Genomic DNA, 15,017 nt, shown 5'->3' with positions numbered 1-15,017 from the left:
ACTCGGACGTACGAGAGGAGGAGCAGCCCATGATCCGCGACGCGCACCGCAACCCGCGCCCCGCCGTGGCCCTGCTGCTCCTGCTCCTCCAGGTCGCCCTGCTCGACACCGGCAGCCTCTCCGCCACCGTCGCCCTCGCCGCGACCGCGGCGGCCGGCTCCGCCTTCGCCGCCTGCTCCCTGGTCGTCTCGCGCTGCGCGCCCGCCGTACCGCCCACCCGGGTCCGTACGGCCATCCGCGACAGAGACCGCCGTACGGCCTTCCTGCCACAACGCGACCCGGACGCCAAGGGCCGCACCAGGCCCCGCGCCCCCGGACACGCCCTCCAGGCGACCACCGCGTAGGGACCCGCCCCACCACAGCCGGCCCCCACGCGGGTCGTCATGCCGCCATCCCACCCCGGACCGCCGCGTCCGGACTCCCGGCACTGACGAGACCCCCGGAGGGCTCACCCATGTCCGTCTTCGCCACCCTGGTCGAGCACCTCGCCGACCTCCTCCAGCCGCTGCTCGGCGCGTCCGCCGCGGCCGGCGCGATCATCCTGTTCACCGCGCTCGTACGACTCCTCGTCCACCCCCTGTCTCGGGCGGCGGCGCGCGGACAGAAGGCCCGTACCGAACTCCAGCCGAAGATCGCCGAGCTCCGCAAGAAGCACGCCAAGCACCCCGAGAAGCTCCAGAAGGCCGTCCTGGCGCTGCACGCCGAGGAGAAGGTGTCCCCGCTGTCCGGCTGTCTGCCGAGCCTGTGCCAGATGCCGGCGTTCTTCCTCCTCTACCACCTGTTCTCGAACACCAACAACCAGCTCCTGACCCACCAGCTGTTCGCAGCCCCTCTCGGCGACCATTGGGCGGACGCACTCGCGACCGGCGGGATGTTCGGCGGAGCCGGACTCGTGTACGTCGGACTGTTCGCCCTCGTCGCGACGGTCGCCGTCTTCAATTACCGCCGTACGAAGCGGATGATGGCCGCGAACCAGGCCGTGCCGGCGGTGGCCGACGGGCAGCCGGTGCCCGGGATGGGGGCGATGACCAAGGTCATGCCGTTCATGTCCTTCTTCACGCTCTTCACCGTGGCGGTGGTGCCCCTGGCGGCCGCGCTGTACGTCGTCACCAGCACGACCTGGAGCGCGGTGGAGCGGGCCTTCCTCTATCGCTGACCTCCACCGCTGAGGCACCGGTCCAGTCCGTGAACCGGGTATTGCGGACCGGACGCCGACCTTGGAGGATCGACCAGTCATCCGATGGCTGCACCCATGGGATGACGCCCCGCGATCGAGGGAGATTGTGATCATGAAGCTGCTGCGAGTCGGTACGGCGGGAGCGGAGACGCCCGCGCTGCTCGACGCCGACGGGACACTGCGAGACCTCTCCGGTCTCGTCCCGGACATCGACGGAGCGCTGCTCGCCGACGACGTGGCACTCGGACGGATCCGCACGGCCGCGGAGACCGGCGAGCTGCCCGCACTGGACGCCACCGGACTGCGCGTCGGACCGCCGCTGGCCCGGATCGGCAAGATCGTCTGCATCGGCCTGAACTACCACGACCACGCCCGCGAGACGGGGGCCGAGCCGCCCGCCGAGCCCGTGATCTTCTTCAAGGCCGCGGACACCGTCGTGGGCCCCCACGACACCGTGCTCGTACCGCGCAAGTCGGAGAAGACCGACTGGGAGGTCGAGCTGGCCGTGGTCATCGGACGTACGGCCCGCTACCTGGAGTCGGACACCGAGGCGCTCGCCCATGTCGCCGGGTACGCGGTGGCGCACGACGTGTCCGAGCGGGAGTTCCAGATCGAGCGCGGCGGCACCTGGGACAAGGGCAAGAACTGCGAGACGTTCAACCCGCTGGGCCCGTGGCTGGTCACCGCGGACGAGGTCCCCGACCCGCAGAACCTCTCCCTCAAGCTCTGGGTCAACGGTGAGCTGAAGCAGAACGGCACCACGGCCGAGCAGATCTTCCCGGTGGCCGAAGTGGTGCGGTACGTCAGCCAGTTCATGACGCTGTACCCCGGGGACGTCATCAACACGGGGACGCCGGCGGGGGTGGCGTTGGGGCAGCCTGAGCCGAAGCCGTTCCTGCGGGCGGGGGATGTGGTGGAGCTGGAGATCGAAGGGCTGGGCCGTCAACGGCAGGAGTTCAAAGACGCGTAGACGCTCCGCTGGGTTGGCCGGGGAACTGCGGTTGTACGTCAGCCGCGGGCCGTGCGTGGCTGGTCGCGCAGTTCCCCGCGCCCCTTCGGTATGTCACCTACACGTTCTTCTCCAAGTACTCTTCCAGCGCCTCCACCACGAACTTGTGGTCCTGGAGCTGCGGCAGACCGCTCACCGTCACCGCACCCACCACCCCCACGCCCTCCACGGTGATCGGGAAGGACCCTCCGTGAGCCGCGTACTCGTCCGCGTCCAGACGCGAGCTCTCCTCGAAGGTCGTGCCCTTGGCGCGGAAGCGGGCGCCGACCAGGTACGAGGCGGAGCCGTAGCGCTCCACTACCCGGCGCTTGCGGTTGATCCAGGCGTCGTTGTCCGGGGTGGAGCCCGGGAGGGCGGCGTGGAAGAGCTGCTGGCCGGCGCGGTGGATGTCGACGGCGACCGGCGCCTGCCGCTCACGGGCCATGTCCACGAGCAGGGACCCCAGTGCCCACGCGTCCTCGTAGGTGAACTGGCGGAAGACCAGACGGCGTTCCTGGGCCTCCAACTCCTCGAGGGGCGGAGTCAGTTCGGGATGGAACTTCGGAGTCAACTCACCACTGTGCGTCACAGCTTCACCACCACTCCGTCGTGGGCCGAACGGCGGGCCGCCTCGAGCACGTCGAGAGCCGCGGCCGCCTCCAGTGCGGTCACCGGGTTGGGACCGCCGTCGAGCAGGGCTTTCGCCACGGCCGCATAGTAAGCGGGGTAGTCGCCCGGGAGGGTCGGTTCGGCCCGACCGCCCCCCGTCACCGGCGACTCACCGGCACCCACCCGACCCCACGCCGACTCGGGTTCGAGCCCCCACGCCGCGCCGCTCTCCGGGCGCTTGCCTTCGCGCAGGTCCGCCTCCTGGGGATCGAGGCCGTACTTGACGTAGCCGGCCCGCGAGCCCAGCACCCGGAAACGGGGCCCGAGTTGGGCGGTGTTGGCGGTGGCGTACAACTGCGTCCGTACCCCGTTCGCATGGGTGAGCGCGATGAAGGTGTCGTCGTCGACGGAGGCACCGGCCCGCCGGATGTCCGACTCGGCGTACACGGCGCTGACGGGGCCGAAGAGAACGAGCGCCTGATCCACGAGATGGCTGCCAAGGTCGTACAACAGACCTCCGATCTCTGCGGGGTCGCCGGACTCCCGCCACCCACCCTTGGGCTGCGGCCGCCACCGCTCGAACCGCGACTCGAACCGCCAGACGTCCCCCAACTCGCCGCCGTCCAGGAGCTTCCGCAGGGTCAGGAAGTCGTTGTCCCAGCGCCGGTTCTGGAAGACGGAGAGGAGCAGCCCCCGCTCCTCGGCGAGCGCGGCCAGCTGCCGCGCCTCCGCCGCGGTACCGGCGACAGGCTTGTCGACCACGACCGGAAGACCTGCCTCCAGAGCGGCGGTCGCGAGCGACACGTGCGTCTTGTTCGGGGACGCGACGACGATCAGATCCAGCTCACCGGCCCGCTGCTGGAGGAGCTCCTCGGCCGAGGCGGCCACACGGACGTCCGGAAACTCGGCGCGAGCCTGCCCCTGACGCTCGGGGTTCGAGGTGACCACGGTGTCGAGGACGAGGCCCTCGGTGGCGGCGATCAGCGGGGCGTGGAAGACGGAGCCCGCGAGGCCGTAGCCGATGAGGCCCACACGGACAGGGGTACCAGCCGTATCAGTCGTACCAGTCATGACTCCCACTTTCGCAACGCTGTTGCCAAAGTGCAAGCGACAGGGAGAATGGCGAGGTGGACAGGACGAAGACGGTGACGAGCGGCGGACGCCCCGGGGCGAACCTGCTCGCCCTGCGCAGCCACAACACCGCCCTGGTCCTCGACCTCCTGCGCACCGCGGGAGCCGGCGGCATCAGCCGCCTGGAACTGGCCGACCGCACCGGCCTCACCCCCCAGGCCGTCAGCAAGATCACCGCAAGACTCCGCGAGGAGGGCCTGGCGACCGAGGCAGGCCACCGCGCCTCCACCGGCGGCAAGCCCCGCACGGTACTGCGCCTGGTACCCGAGGCCGGCCACGCGATCGGCGTCCACCTGGACCGGGACGAACTCAGAGCGGTACTGGTGGACCTGAACGGAACCGTGGTGGGGGAGCGCTGCGTGCCGGTGGACCTGAGAGCAGGCGCGAAAGCGGTAGTGACGGCGGTAGTGGCAGAAACCAGAACCCTCCTGTCCACGCAACCGACGACGACAGACACCCCCCTCCCACGCGCCCGCCCCCTCCTCGGCCTCGGCGTGGCACTCCCCGGCCCCCTGGACCACCACCGAGGCGTACTGCACCGAGTGACCGGCTTCCCCGAATGGGACGGCTTCCCGCTGCGCGACGAACTGGCGAGGCACACGGACCTCCCGGTGGTCGTGGACAAGGACACCAACGCGGCGGCACTGGGCCTGGCCGCCGAGACCGACGGCGGCTCCTTCGCCTACCTGCACCTGGGTACGGGACTAGGCGCGGGCCTGGTCATCGACGGCAAGGTCCACCGCGGCGCCCGCACCGGCGCGGGCGAGTTCGGCCACCAGGTCATCCAACTGGACGGCCCCCCGTGCGGCTGCGGAAACCGAGGCTGCATCGAGGCCCTGTGCCTGGCGGCCGTCTCCCAGGGCAACACCGAGGAAGCGGCACGGGTCCTGGGCGCCGGCGCCGCCAACCTCGTAGGCCTGCTGGACATCGACGTAGTCCTCCTGGGCGGCCGCACGATCGAGGCGAAGCCGGAGACGTTCCTACGACGAGTAAGGGCGGTACTGGCAGAACGAGCCCGGGGCGAGGCCGCCGTACCAGTCCGCCTGGCCGAAGCGGGCACCCGAGCCGTAGCGGAGGGCGCGGCCCAACTCCTCCTGGCCCCCCTGTTCGGCAGATCCGAAGGCTGACCCGGCCGGCACCCTAGGAGGAACGCACCCGCACCGGCGCAACGGCGAGCAGGGGACGTACCGGGGGGTGTCCGCCCGCAGCGTCGGGCGTCAAACGGACAGCACAGCCTGGACGAAACAGTGGCGCCCGACCGAGGACGGACACCCCCCGGTGCGGCACCGACTCACGACGAACCGAAGTGCGCGACGCGAGCCCCCACCAAACGGCAAGGGGCCGCCGCAGGCATAGGACGCCCACCCCCACCCGCCGATCGGGCGGCATTCCACCCCCACCCGGAGCGCCACGCCCCGTTCCCCACCCCCACCCGCCGATCGGGCGGCATTCCACCCCCACCCGGAGCGCCACGCCCCGTTCCCCACCCCCACCCGCCATGGTCATGTGTTCATGCGACTGTTCACGCTCACCACCCTCCCCCTGGCCGCGGCAGCCGCCCTCCTGACAACACCCGCACCCCCCGCGCACGCGGCGCCCACCTGCACCACCACCGACGCCGGCACCTTCCCCCTCACCACCCGCCTCCACGGCGGCCCCGAAGCCTACGAAGCGGGCGGCGGCTACGGCACCTGGTACCTGGACCTGACCAACACCACCCGGCAGACCTGCGAAAAGATCCACCCGGTAGTGGTCCTCGTGGACAAGAACCACACCCTCGAACCCGACCAGCCCCAACTCGAGTTCTACGACGGAGGCAGCCCCCACCCCGTCCGCTTCGAGACGACGGACCAGGACGAACTGGTAGGAGCATTCGGCGGGAAGGGCTTCACCGTAGGCCCAGGCAAGTCGCTCACGGTGAAGGTACGACTGGCGCTGACCTCAGACGCCGCACCGAACGCCATCACGGCCAACGCCGCAGTGGTGCAACGCCACAACGATGACGGCGACTGGGTGGGCCAGTCCAACGACTACCGCTTCACGGTGGAAACCGAAACCGCCCCCCAACCACCGCCCGACCCCGAAGCCGACGCCCCCTTCGACGAACTGGCCAGCACCGGCCTCACCCCCACCCGCACCTTCGCCGCCGCAGCCCTCCTGCTCACCACAGCCGGCACCCTCCTCCTCGCCCGCCGCCGCGCAAACGCCAGGAAGCCGAACTAGCCGGGAGTCGAACCAGCCGGACGCCGAACCAGCCGGTAGCTGAACCAACCGGAAGTCGGCCATTCCCTCAAGATCCGGCCACTGTCTAGGCTGGGCCCGACGCAGCACCGCGTACATGCGTACGGCAGGAGATCCCGCACATGGCAGACCGCAGGCCCATCGATTCGTGGCTCACCGACATGGACGGTGTACTCATCCACGAGGGCGTACCGATCCCCGGCGCCGACGCCTTCCTGAAGAAGCTCCGCGACTCCGGAAAGCCCTTCCTGGTGCTGACCAACAACTCGATCTACACGGCACGGGACCTCCAGGCCCGCCTCAACCGCATGGGCCTCAGCGTGCCGGTCGAGAACATCTGGACCTCGGCCCTCGCCACCGCCAAGTTCCTGGAGGACCAGCGGCCCGGCGGTTCCGCCTATGTCATCGGCGAGGCGGGTCTCACCACGGCCCTGCACGACGCCGGCTACATCCTCACCGACACGGACCCGGACTTCGTCATTCTCGGTGAGACTCGGACCTATTCCTTCGAGGCGATGACGAAGGCCGTCCGGCTGATCAACAACGGCGCGCGGTTCATCGCGACGAACCCCGACGAGACCGGCCCCTCACCCGAGGGCGTACTGCCCGCCACGGGCTCGGTCGCGGCCCTGATCACCGCGGCGACCGGCAAGAAGCCGTACTTCGTCGGCAAGCCGAACCCGCTGATGATGCGGGCGGGCCTGAACGCGATCGGTGCCCACTCCGAGTCCAGCGCGATGATCGGCGACCGGTTGGACACGGACGTCCTGGCGGGGCTCGAGGCCGGGATGGTGACGTTCCTCGTCCGTACCGGCCTGACGACGGACGCGGACATCGAGAAGTACCCGTACCGCCCCTCGAAGGTCGTGGACTCGATCGCGGACCTGGTCGACCTCGTCTGAAAGAACGCTCGTACGGAGCAGCGGCGGCCCTCTGAGGATGCGGGGCCGCCGCCACCGGGGGACTCTCCACATATCTGGAGGTTCACGATGGGTTCACTACGCCTCACGCTCTGCACCGCCCTGCTGGCCGTCACCGCCCTCACGACACCGGCGGCGCACGCGGCGCAAGCGGCCGACACGGAGGGCACGACCGGCGTCACGACCACCCCGTCGTCCCCCGCCCCCGGCACCGACATCACCCTCCGGGCGAACGGCTGCACGACGAGAACCGGCACCGCGACCTCCGCGGCCTTCGTGGCCGACGTACGCCTCACCGCCACTGCCGACACCCAGGGCACCCTCACCGGCGAGACCAGGGTCCGCAGCGAACTCAAGGCGGGCTCCTACGACGTCCAGGTGACCTGCGGGGACACGTCCCGCAAGAGCGTCCTGACCGTGGTGGACCAGGGCACGCGCCCCTCGCCGCACACCTCGCCCGTCGCCCCCGTCCAGGCGGGCGGCGGCGGTACCGCCCGTCTCGCCTCGGTGGACGAGGCGCGCGCCGCCGGACCCGGGACCGCACAGACGGTGACGGGGCTGGTGCTGGCCGGGGTGGCGGCGGCCGCCGCGGTCGCGCTGCGGAGGGTCCGCCGGAGCCGTGGGACGGACTGACGTGCGCTCCTTCGGATCGGGCCGTCTCCTCACCGGGGTGGCCTGGGCGCTACTGCTGCTCGGGCTGTGGTCGTGGGGCCGGGAGGTCACCGACGTACGGCATGGGATATCGGCGCCGACGACGGGCGACGTGGCGGCGGTGGGACGCCCGCCCGACATCGAACTGCCGCCTCCCACACGGCCGTTGAACCCGGCGTCGCCGCAGCGCATCGACATCCCCGGGCTCGGCGTGCAGGCTCCCGTGGTGGCGCGCGGACTGGACGGGGGCGGCGCGATCGACCCGCCGCCCTACGACCAGGCGGGCGTGGTCGGCTGGTACGCGGCCGGGGTGAAGCCGGGGGCGGCGGGGGCCGCGCTGATGGTGGGGCATGTGGACACCGAGACCCGGCCGGCCGTCTTCTACAAGCTCAGCGCGCTGAAGCCCGGCGAGACGGTCCGAGTGATCCGGGACGACGGCAGGGTCGCCGAGTTCACCGTCGACGACGTCCAGGTCGTGGCCCGTGACCGCTTCGACGCCCGCCAGGCCTACGGCACCCACGAGGCGGGCCGGTCGGAACTGCGCCTCATCACCTGCGGCGGCACCTTCGACCGGGCGAGCCGCAGCTACACGGCGAACGTGATCGTCTCGGCGTACCTGACAGGAACCGGGCTCTAGAACCGACCTTCACACCGGCCTCGCACATCGACTCCGCCACCTGGCCCGGTCGACGGCCCGCTCCCCCCGAAGCCGCCGACCGGGCTGGTCCTCAACCGCGCGCGCACGGGCTGCGGGAGTAACCCGGCGACCGGCGCGGGAGGCTTGTGAGCCAGATGTGGAGGTCAGTCGGCCGGGGGCTGGGGCCTTCCGTAGGAAAACGATAGAGCGGATGCAGGCCGAGGCCTAGTGGAGAATTGACGCCAGGCCGAAATCTCGTTTCTGCCTCTCCTATGCCCAGGTCGGACCCGGTTCCAGGAAGGCCCCTAGGCCGTCCCGTCGAACTCCCGCCGCAACTCCGCGTCGTCCGAGGTGCGTTGGATGACCGCGGTCGCGACCCGGTCCAGCGGCAGCCGGCGGCGGCGCGCGTACTGCCGCAGGGCGATGAACGCCTCGTCCGCGCGGGTCTGCCAGCGCTCGGCGAGCATGCCCTTGGCCTGTTCGATGCGGACCCGGCTGGACAGGGCCTCCTGCAACTGGCCCGCGAGGGTCCGGCAGCGGTGGTACCGGGCGTTGTTCTGGAGCCCGACGGCCGCGGAGTCGGCGATGAGCTGGGCCAGCAGCAGCTCCGGATCGCCGTCGGGCGGCGCGCTCGCGACCAGCGTGGGCACGAAGACGTTGAGCGCGCCGAACGGCCTCTCGCGCCGGCGCAGCGGTACGGCGAAGGTGGTGACGACGTCGTGGCGCAGTGCCCGCTCGGTGAACTCCGGCCAGCGGGACGCCGCGCGGGCCGTCCTGATCGAGACCGGCGGGACGGGCTTGCCGGAGCTGTAGGTGTCCAGGCACGGGCCGCCGCTGTGCTGGGCCTGGAGCAGGTCGAGCGCCATCTGCTCGTGGGCGCTGCTGCCCGTCAGCGACACGGTCCGCCCGCCGTCGATGAGCATGACCCCGACCGCCTGCGCGGCCAGCAGGTCGACGCAGTGGTTCGCGAGCCGTCGTAGGTAGTCCTCGGTGTCGAAGCCGTCGGACAGGGTGTCCGCCGCTTCCACGAGTGCCGTCGCCAGCCGGATCTCCCGGGTGGTGTGGTGCATCCCCGCCCACTCCCTTTCCCTGTCCGCCCGCCCCCGTTCCCAGCGCGCGCCTACCCCGACCATGGGTGCTGTAACAGCTCCCCGACAAGGCTCGGGCGATCTCGTGTGCCCCAGGACGCGTATGTCAGGATTGAGCCTTGGACTGCCACACCGAGGGGGAGTGGGATGTACGGCACGAGGGGGGCCGGATCGAGGACGTCGGCGATGGTGCTGGGGGCGGCACTGCTGATCGCCGGATGTTCGTCGTCCGGGGACGACGATCCGGAGGGGTCGGCCGGCGCCAAGATCACTCAACAGCCCAAGGAGAGCGACCCGTTCTGGGTCAATCCGGACGGCAACGCGGCGCAGCAGGTCGCTGAGTACGAGAAGGCCGGCAAGGACACGGACGCGGAGCAGATCCGCAAGATCGCCGAGCAGCCCACCGGGCAGTGGATCGGCACGGAGAAGCCCGAGGAGGAGGCGCGCGGCTTCACGGAGGCCGCCGACGCGGCGGGCCGTACGGCGCTGCTGGTCCTCTACAACATCCCGCACCGCGACTGCGGCAACTACTCGCAGGGCGGCGCCGCCGACGGCAACGCCTACCGGAGCTGGATCGACGGGGTGGCCGCGGGCATCGGGGACCGTCCGGCGACGGTCATCCTGGAGCCGGACGCGGTCCTGCACCTGGTCGACGGCTGCACCCAGGACGAGTTCCACGAGGAGCGCTACGACCTTCTCCAGGGAGCCATCACCAAGCTCAAGTCCCTGAAGAACACCAAGGTCTACCTGGACGCGGGCAACGCCGGCTGGGGCCACCCGGACCAGATCTTCGAGCCGCTGAAGTGGGCGGGCGTCGACAAGGCCGACGGCTTCTCGGTCAACGTCTCCAACTTCTACTCCACCGAGGACTCCATCGCCTACGGCAAGCAGCTGTCGGCGAAGGTCGGCGACAAGCACTTCGTGATCGACACCAGCCGCAACGGCAACGGCCCGTACACCGGCGGCAAGGCCGACGAACGCTGGTGCAACCCGCCCGGCCGGGCCCTGGGCGAGACCCCGACGACCAAGACCGCGGACCCGCTGGTCGACGCGTACGTCTGGGTCAAGCGGCCGGGAGAGTCGGACGGCGAGTGCAAGGGCGGCCCGAAGGCCGGCGAATGGTGGTCGGAGTACGCGTTGAACCTGGCGAAGGCCTCCAAGTAACGGCAAGTCCCCGCGCCCTCAGGGGCGCGGGGACTTGCCGATTCGCGGCTTGGCCGCGGGAGCGCTACGGCACCTTCACCCACTGTGCCTTCGACGGCGTCCCCTGATCGTCGTCGACGAACAGCATGTACCACCCCGACTGCACCAGGTTCTTGTTCTTCGGCACGGTCACCGTGATCTTGTCCCCGGACACCTTGTAGTCCAGCTCGATCGACCGCTGGTCGACATCCGTGACGTGCGTCGCCGCACTGGGCCGGATCAGCCGCGCCTTCTTGATCGTGGAGGCGTGCTGCGAGGTGAACGTCGCGGAGTCGCCGCGCTCGATGGTCTGCGGACCACCGGACAGCGACGGCCGTGAGTCCCGGTAGAGGTAGGGCGGCGTGTAGATCTCGATGCGCTGCTCGAACTCGCCCGGCTTGGTGTTGGCCTTGTCGCTGTAGAGCGAGTCGGAGCCGAAGAACATCACCCTGCCGTCGGGCAGCAGGATGGACCCGGAATGGTAGTTCCGGCCCACCAGCGGATCGGCCACCTGCTCGAAGGTGTTGGTCTCCGGGTGGTAGATCCGCGCCTGGAGGATGTTGGAGTCACCCCGCCCGCGGTAGTCCTCCGAGCCGCCCGACACCAGGATGGAGTCGTCGGGCAGGACCGAGATGTTCGGGTACCGGGTGCCCTTCTCCAGCGTCGGCCCGTCGACGAACTTCGGGTTGTCGGCCTTCAGGTCGACGATCCGTGTCTTGTCGCTGGACTGCGCGGACTCACCGACCCCGCCGCCGCCGACCACCATGTACTTCTCGTCCTGCGCGGGCGCGAGCAGCACCGTGCCGGACGTCTCCATCAGCTTGGGGTCGCTGAGCCCCTGGAGCTTGGTGAACTTGTTGCTGTCGACGTCCCAGACGCCCGGCTCACGGCCCACGTTGTCCGGTCCGTAGCCCGCGTTGGACCCCGAGTAGAAGACCTTGCCGTTCTGCATGAGGAACAGCGCGGGGTAGGTCGGGAACTGGCGGGTCTTCGGCAGGTACGTCCAGGTCTTGGTCTTCGGGTCGAAGACCTCGTTCTTGCCCGGCACCAGCTGGCCGATGTCGTCGAGGCCGGAGACGCTGAGGACCTTGCCGTCGCTCAGGGTGGTGAGCGTGGGGTACCAGCGGGCCTCGTTCATCGGGTCGACCTTGATGTACTTCTCGGCGACCGGGTCGAACTCGTAGGCGTCCCGGATCCCCTGGAAGTCCTTCTTGTCGAGGGCGAGCTTCTGCGCGATGCCGTAGGTGTTGCGGGCGTCGGTGCCGGACAGCCCCTGGACGCGGTAGTTGTCCTGGGTGCCCGTCTCGTACTTGCGACCGGACTTCTGCGCCTCGACGTAGATACGGCCGAGCCCCGGGTCGTTGCGCAGGAACTTGCCGGTCTTCTTGTCGAAGACCTTCTCCGCCCGCTCCACCACGACCGGGTCCTTCGAGACGAAGGTCTGGCCGTTCTCCTTGCCGGTGAACTTGGTGCCCGCGGGCAGCGTGATCGGCTCGTCCGGGTTCTCGTTGTGGACGATCATCAAGCCGCCGGCCTTGGTGACGTCACCCTTCAGCTTCTCGTACCGCTTCGTACCACCCGCGATCAGCAGGTTGCCGTTGGCCAGCTGGGTGTGGCCGGTGCAGAACAGGTCGCTGGGCGTGGGCACCTTCTTGATGGTGCCCTTGACCGGGTCCCAGATACGGGTGTCGAACTTCTTGGCGTCGAAGTTGTCCTGGTCGTTGCCCGAGCCCGCGACGAGCAGCACCTTGCCGGTGCGCAGCAGCGCCGCGTGGATGGTGTTCTGCCGGTACTCCTCGGGGAAGTCGACGACCTCCCACTTGCCGTTCTCGGCTTTGTACTCCGGCTTGTTGATTTGGTACTGGTGGTATTTCTCGGTCCCGAAGCGGTAGAGCCACGGCCCGTTCATCCCGGCCAGTGCGAGTACCACCGCCGTGCCTATCGCTAGGCGACGGGCACGACGGCGTCCGGCACGGTCGTTCATTCCTTACGTCCCCCAAGTCCACCCAGGGCGATTTGCATGGTCTGGTCGTTGCCCCCGCCGGCGCCGCCCCCGCCGCCGGTGTGGGAGGCGTTCGAGGCGGCCCAGCTCGGCTTCTGGGCCGGGGCGTGCTGGGCCGGCAGCGGCTGCGGCTGGTACTGCTGCTGTGCCGGGACCGCCGGGTTCTGCGGCTCCTCGGCGGGCTTCTTCTTCTCCTGGCGCAGCATGTGCCGCCAGACGAAGATCGGCGTCGCGGTGATCAGCATGGCGAAGATCGCCCAGATGATCATCGCGGGGTGCGAGTGGCCGTAGACGAAGCCCGCGGCGATCGAGCCGCCGAAGATGACGATGAAGTACCAGTGGTAGCGGAAGGTCCCGAACCACCGGTCGGGGCTGGCCGAGTCGCCCTTGGGGGTGACGACGAACTTGCTCTTGCGGCGCAGCGCGGAGTCGATCAGGGCCTTGGCGTACAGCGGCGCGGAGAGCGCGGACATCACCATGCCGGCCACACCGCCGGAGCCCTCCGGCTCGTGCGGCGAGACGTTGTGCCGACGGTTCCAGACGTACAGGCCGATCTGGAGCGCGGAGGCGTTGCCGTAGAGCATCAGCCACACGGTCGGGTCGATGTTCACACCCGAGGCGCCCAGGCCCAGGAACAGCGCGCAGCTCAGGGCCGCGAGGATCCAGTTGAGGGCGGACATCGGGTAGAAGATGATCATCATCGTGTAGTTGAAGAGCTTGCCGGGCGGCAGCGAGTACCAGCCCTTCCAGTACTGCTTGAGGATCGTCTCGTACGTCCCCCTGGACCAGCGCATCTGCTGGGTGAAGAAGTCGGTCCAGGCGCTGGGGCCCTCGCCGACCGCGAGCACGTCCGGGGTGTAGACCGAGCGCCACTTCCTGCCCGTCGCCGGGTTCTTGTGGCGATGGATCTCGAAGCCGGTGGCCATGTCCTCGGTGATCGAGTCGTACAGGCCGCCGATCTGCTTGAGCGCCCTGATCCGCACCGCGTTGGAGGTGCCGACGAACATCGGGGCGCCGTAGTAGTTGCCGGCGCGCTGGATGAGGGCGTGGAAGAGGAACTGCTGCGACTCGGCGGCCTTGGTGACGAAGTTGTCGTAGTTGCCGTAGACCTGCGGGCCGATGACGAAGCCGACGTCCGGGTCACGGAAGAAGCCGAGCATCCGCTCCAGGTAGTTGGGCAGCGGCACGTGGTCGGTGTCGACCGAGGCGAAGTAGTCGTAGTCGTCGCCGTGCGCGTCGAGCCAGGCGTTGTAGTTGCCGTGCTTGGTCTTGGCGCGGTGCGGGCCCTTGGCCTGGTTCCACTTCGCGATGCCCTTGCGGGAGAAGTGGTGCACGCCGAGCCGGGCGCAGACCTCCTTGACCTCGGGGTCGTCGCCCTCGTCGAGCAGCCATACATGCAGAAGGCCCCGGTGGCGCAGCTTGACCGCCGCCTCCAGGGTCTTCGTGACCATCTCCAAGGGCTCCTTCCCGGGTACGAAGGAGGTGAGGAAGGCCACTCTCGTGCCGGTCTCGGGCACCACCGGGATCGGGTCGCGGGCGACCAGGGTGGCGTGCGCGTTCGACAGCACGTTCATGCAGCGGAAGAACTCGATCAGGCCGATCGAGACGAGCATCACGATGTCCAGCGCGGGCAGCCACTCGAAGTCCACGTAGTCGCGCTCGGTCCAGTGCTCGGGCTGGAGCAGCCAGAACAGCAGGACCAGGGAGAGCACCGGCGCGGCGGCCAGCATCAGCGCGACCCTTATGCGGTGCGTCTCCTGCGAGATCAGCGATCGGTACTCCACCTTGTAGGGCTTCGACGGATCGGGCTGGGTGAGGGGACCTGCGAGGCGGCTGTAGTGCTCGTAGTCATACTTCGGAAGCGTCTTCTTGATCCGGCGGAACGCGCCCGTCCGGGTCTGTGAGGCCACCCTGAGCTGAGTGGTCTGAGACGGGTCGTCGAAGTTCTGCCGGGCGCCCGTCGGCGTCGACGTCATGAGTCATCCCCCCACACGCGAGTCATCGCGTGCTTTGTCGGTTCCTTACGACTGCTCGAGTCCCCCTCGACTCTTCACAGACGTATCAGTGGTGGGCCGCAGTCACCACATTCTCCACACCAATAGACATGGAACTGCGACCTTCCGGTTGCATGATGCCCCCCTCGGCATCGTCTTTCGAACGGGGCCCCTCTCCCCGCCGGACCGGCAACCGGCTCCGTGCCCCCCAACTGCCGCGTATCCGCAGCATCTTGGAAACCAGGTTTCTACGGTGCCCAGCATGATCGCAAGATGCGAAACGCGGTGTTTACCGGTCATACGCGTTCATTGTGGCCCCTGTGGGGGCCGTGTGGGGAGGTTGTGGACAGTAGGGCACGGAAGTTTCCGAAGTGCTCCCTTATAGCCTCCCCTGCCC

At 69.3% G+C, this 15,017-nt stretch carries 14 protein-coding genes; 9 read left to right on the top strand and 5 right to left on the bottom strand.

What is annotated here, in order from left to right; all coding sequences use genetic code 11:
- Positions 1-29 precede the first annotated feature (29 nt).
- The 3 genes from ABKA17_RS37030 to ABKA17_RS37020 all read left to right on the top strand — a co-directional run bounded on the left by ABKA17_RS37030 (position 30) and on the right by ABKA17_RS37020 (position 2,147).
- A complete protein-coding gene (locus ABKA17_RS37030; RefSeq protein ID WP_353696759.1) occupies positions 30-344 on the top strand; it encodes a DUF6412 domain-containing protein in 315 nt (104 codons plus the stop codon).
- A gap of 110 nt (positions 345-454) precedes the next feature.
- Positions 455-1,156: a YidC/Oxa1 family membrane protein insertase gene (locus tag ABKA17_RS37025; protein WP_353696758.1), complete on the top strand. Its 702-nt coding sequence runs from the start codon at positions 455-457 to the stop codon at positions 1,154-1,156.
- Between the two features lie 133 nt (positions 1,157-1,289).
- Positions 1,290-2,147, top strand: a complete 858-nt coding sequence (locus ABKA17_RS37020) for a fumarylacetoacetate hydrolase family protein (protein ID WP_353696757.1) — start codon at positions 1,290-1,292, stop codon at positions 2,145-2,147.
- Between the two features lie 97 nt (positions 2,148-2,244).
- Here the strand turns inward: ABKA17_RS37020 and ABKA17_RS37015 are convergent, their stop codons facing one another.
- Together ABKA17_RS37015 and ABKA17_RS37010 are read right to left on the bottom strand one after the other, a co-directional pair.
- The gene (locus ABKA17_RS37015) at positions 2,245-2,754 is read right to left on the bottom strand and encodes a heme-degrading domain-containing protein (RefSeq protein ID WP_353696756.1); all 510 of its coding nucleotides are present in this window, start codon (positions 2,752-2,754) and stop codon (positions 2,245-2,247) included.
- Entirely contained in the window at positions 2,751-3,845 is a 1,095-nt protein-coding gene (locus ABKA17_RS37010; protein WP_353696755.1) for a Gfo/Idh/MocA family protein, read from the bottom strand. The genes ABKA17_RS37015 and ABKA17_RS37010 overlap by 4 nt, the downstream gene beginning before the upstream one ends.
- 56 nt (positions 3,846-3,901) lie before the next feature.
- Here ABKA17_RS37010 and ABKA17_RS37005 point away from each other — a divergent pair, with 56 nt between their 5' ends.
- The 5 genes from ABKA17_RS37005 to ABKA17_RS36985 all read left to right on the top strand — a co-directional run bounded on the left by ABKA17_RS37005 (position 3,902) and on the right by ABKA17_RS36985 (position 8,354).
- Positions 3,902-5,032, top strand: a complete 1,131-nt coding sequence (locus ABKA17_RS37005) for an ROK family transcriptional regulator (protein ID WP_353696754.1) — start codon at positions 3,902-3,904, stop codon at positions 5,030-5,032.
- Positions 5,033-5,417: 385 nt separating this feature from the next.
- Positions 5,418-6,128 carry a hypothetical protein gene (locus tag ABKA17_RS37000; RefSeq protein WP_502994501.1) on the top strand — a complete coding sequence of 237 codons (711 nt, stop codon included), beginning with the start codon at positions 5,418-5,420 and terminating at the stop codon, positions 6,126-6,128.
- Positions 6,129-6,268: 140 nt separating this feature from the next.
- Positions 6,269-7,048, top strand: coding sequence for an HAD-IIA family hydrolase (locus ABKA17_RS36995; RefSeq protein ID WP_353696752.1), 780 nt, complete (start codon positions 6,269-6,271; stop codon positions 7,046-7,048).
- An 87-nt stretch (positions 7,049-7,135) separates the two neighbouring features.
- Positions 7,136-7,699, top strand: coding sequence for a hypothetical protein (locus tag ABKA17_RS36990; protein WP_353696751.1), 564 nt, complete (start codon positions 7,136-7,138; stop codon positions 7,697-7,699).
- A complete protein-coding gene (locus tag ABKA17_RS36985; RefSeq protein ID WP_353696750.1) occupies positions 7,686-8,354 on the top strand; it encodes a class F sortase in 669 nt (222 codons plus the stop codon). The genes ABKA17_RS36990 and ABKA17_RS36985 overlap by 14 nt, the downstream gene beginning before the upstream one ends.
- 305 nt (positions 8,355-8,659) lie before the next feature.
- Here ABKA17_RS36985 and ABKA17_RS36980 read toward each other — a convergent pair whose 3' ends face one another.
- The gene (locus tag ABKA17_RS36980) at positions 8,660-9,424 is read right to left on the bottom strand and encodes a GAF and ANTAR domain-containing protein (protein ID WP_353696749.1); all 765 of its coding nucleotides are present in this window, start codon (positions 9,422-9,424) and stop codon (positions 8,660-8,662) included.
- A 165-nt stretch (positions 9,425-9,589) separates the two neighbouring features.
- Between ABKA17_RS36980 and ABKA17_RS36975 the strand changes: the two genes are divergently transcribed.
- Entirely contained in the window at positions 9,590-10,606 is a 1,017-nt protein-coding gene (locus tag ABKA17_RS36975) for a glycoside hydrolase family 6 protein (protein ID WP_353696748.1), read from the top strand.
- A 64-nt stretch (positions 10,607-10,670) separates the two neighbouring features.
- On the opposite strand, the gene glxA is transcribed toward ABKA17_RS36975, so the two are convergent.
- Positions 10,671-12,608: a radical copper oxidase GlxA gene (gene glxA, locus ABKA17_RS36970; RefSeq protein WP_353696747.1), complete on the bottom strand. Its 1,938-nt coding sequence runs from the start codon at positions 12,606-12,608 to the stop codon at positions 10,671-10,673.
- Positions 12,605-14,602 carry a glycosyltransferase family 2 protein gene (locus ABKA17_RS36965; protein ID WP_353696746.1) on the bottom strand — a complete coding sequence of 666 codons (1,998 nt, stop codon included), beginning with the start codon at positions 14,600-14,602 and terminating at the stop codon, positions 12,605-12,607. Before ABKA17_RS36965 ends, glxA begins: the two co-directional genes overlap by 4 nt.
- Positions 14,603-15,017: the final 415 nt, after the last annotated feature.

Source organism: Streptomyces sp. RG80 (assembly GCF_040446465.1).
Lineage (GTDB): Bacteria > Actinomycetota > Actinomycetes > Streptomycetales > Streptomycetaceae > Streptomyces.
Note: the sequence above shows the minus strand (reverse complement) of the source record. Positions and strands in the feature narration are given on the sequence as shown.

Coding starts and splice junctions, on each gene's coding strand:
- ABKA17_RS37030 (WP_353696759.1), top strand. CDS start 30: ATGATCCGCGACGCGCACCGCAACCCGCGCCCCGCCGTGGCCCTGCTG.
- ABKA17_RS37025 (WP_353696758.1), top strand. CDS start 455: ATGTCCGTCTTCGCCACCCTGGTCGAGCACCTCGCCGACCTCCTCCAG.
- ABKA17_RS37020 (WP_353696757.1), top strand. CDS start 1,290: ATGAAGCTGCTGCGAGTCGGTACGGCGGGAGCGGAGACGCCCGCGCTG.
- ABKA17_RS37010 (WP_353696755.1), bottom strand. CDS start 3,845: ATGACTGGTACGACTGATACGGCTGGTACCCCTGTCCGTGTGGGCCTC.
- ABKA17_RS37000 (WP_502994501.1), top strand. CDS start 5,418: ATGCGACTGTTCACGCTCACCACCCTCCCCCTGGCCGCGGCAGCCGCC.
- ABKA17_RS36995 (WP_353696752.1), top strand. CDS start 6,269: ATGGCAGACCGCAGGCCCATCGATTCGTGGCTCACCGACATGGACGGT.
- ABKA17_RS36990 (WP_353696751.1), top strand. CDS start 7,136: ATGGGTTCACTACGCCTCACGCTCTGCACCGCCCTGCTGGCCGTCACC.
- ABKA17_RS36980 (WP_353696749.1), bottom strand. CDS start 9,424: ATGCACCACACCACCCGGGAGATCCGGCTGGCGACGGCACTCGTGGAA.
- ABKA17_RS36975 (WP_353696748.1), top strand. CDS start 9,590: ATGTACGGCACGAGGGGGGCCGGATCGAGGACGTCGGCGATGGTGCTG.
- glxA (WP_353696747.1), bottom strand. CDS start 12,608: ATGAACGACCGTGCCGGACGCCGTCGTGCCCGTCGCCTAGCGATAGGC.
- ABKA17_RS36965 (WP_353696746.1), bottom strand. CDS start 14,602: ATGACGTCGACGCCGACGGGCGCCCGGCAGAACTTCGACGACCCGTCT.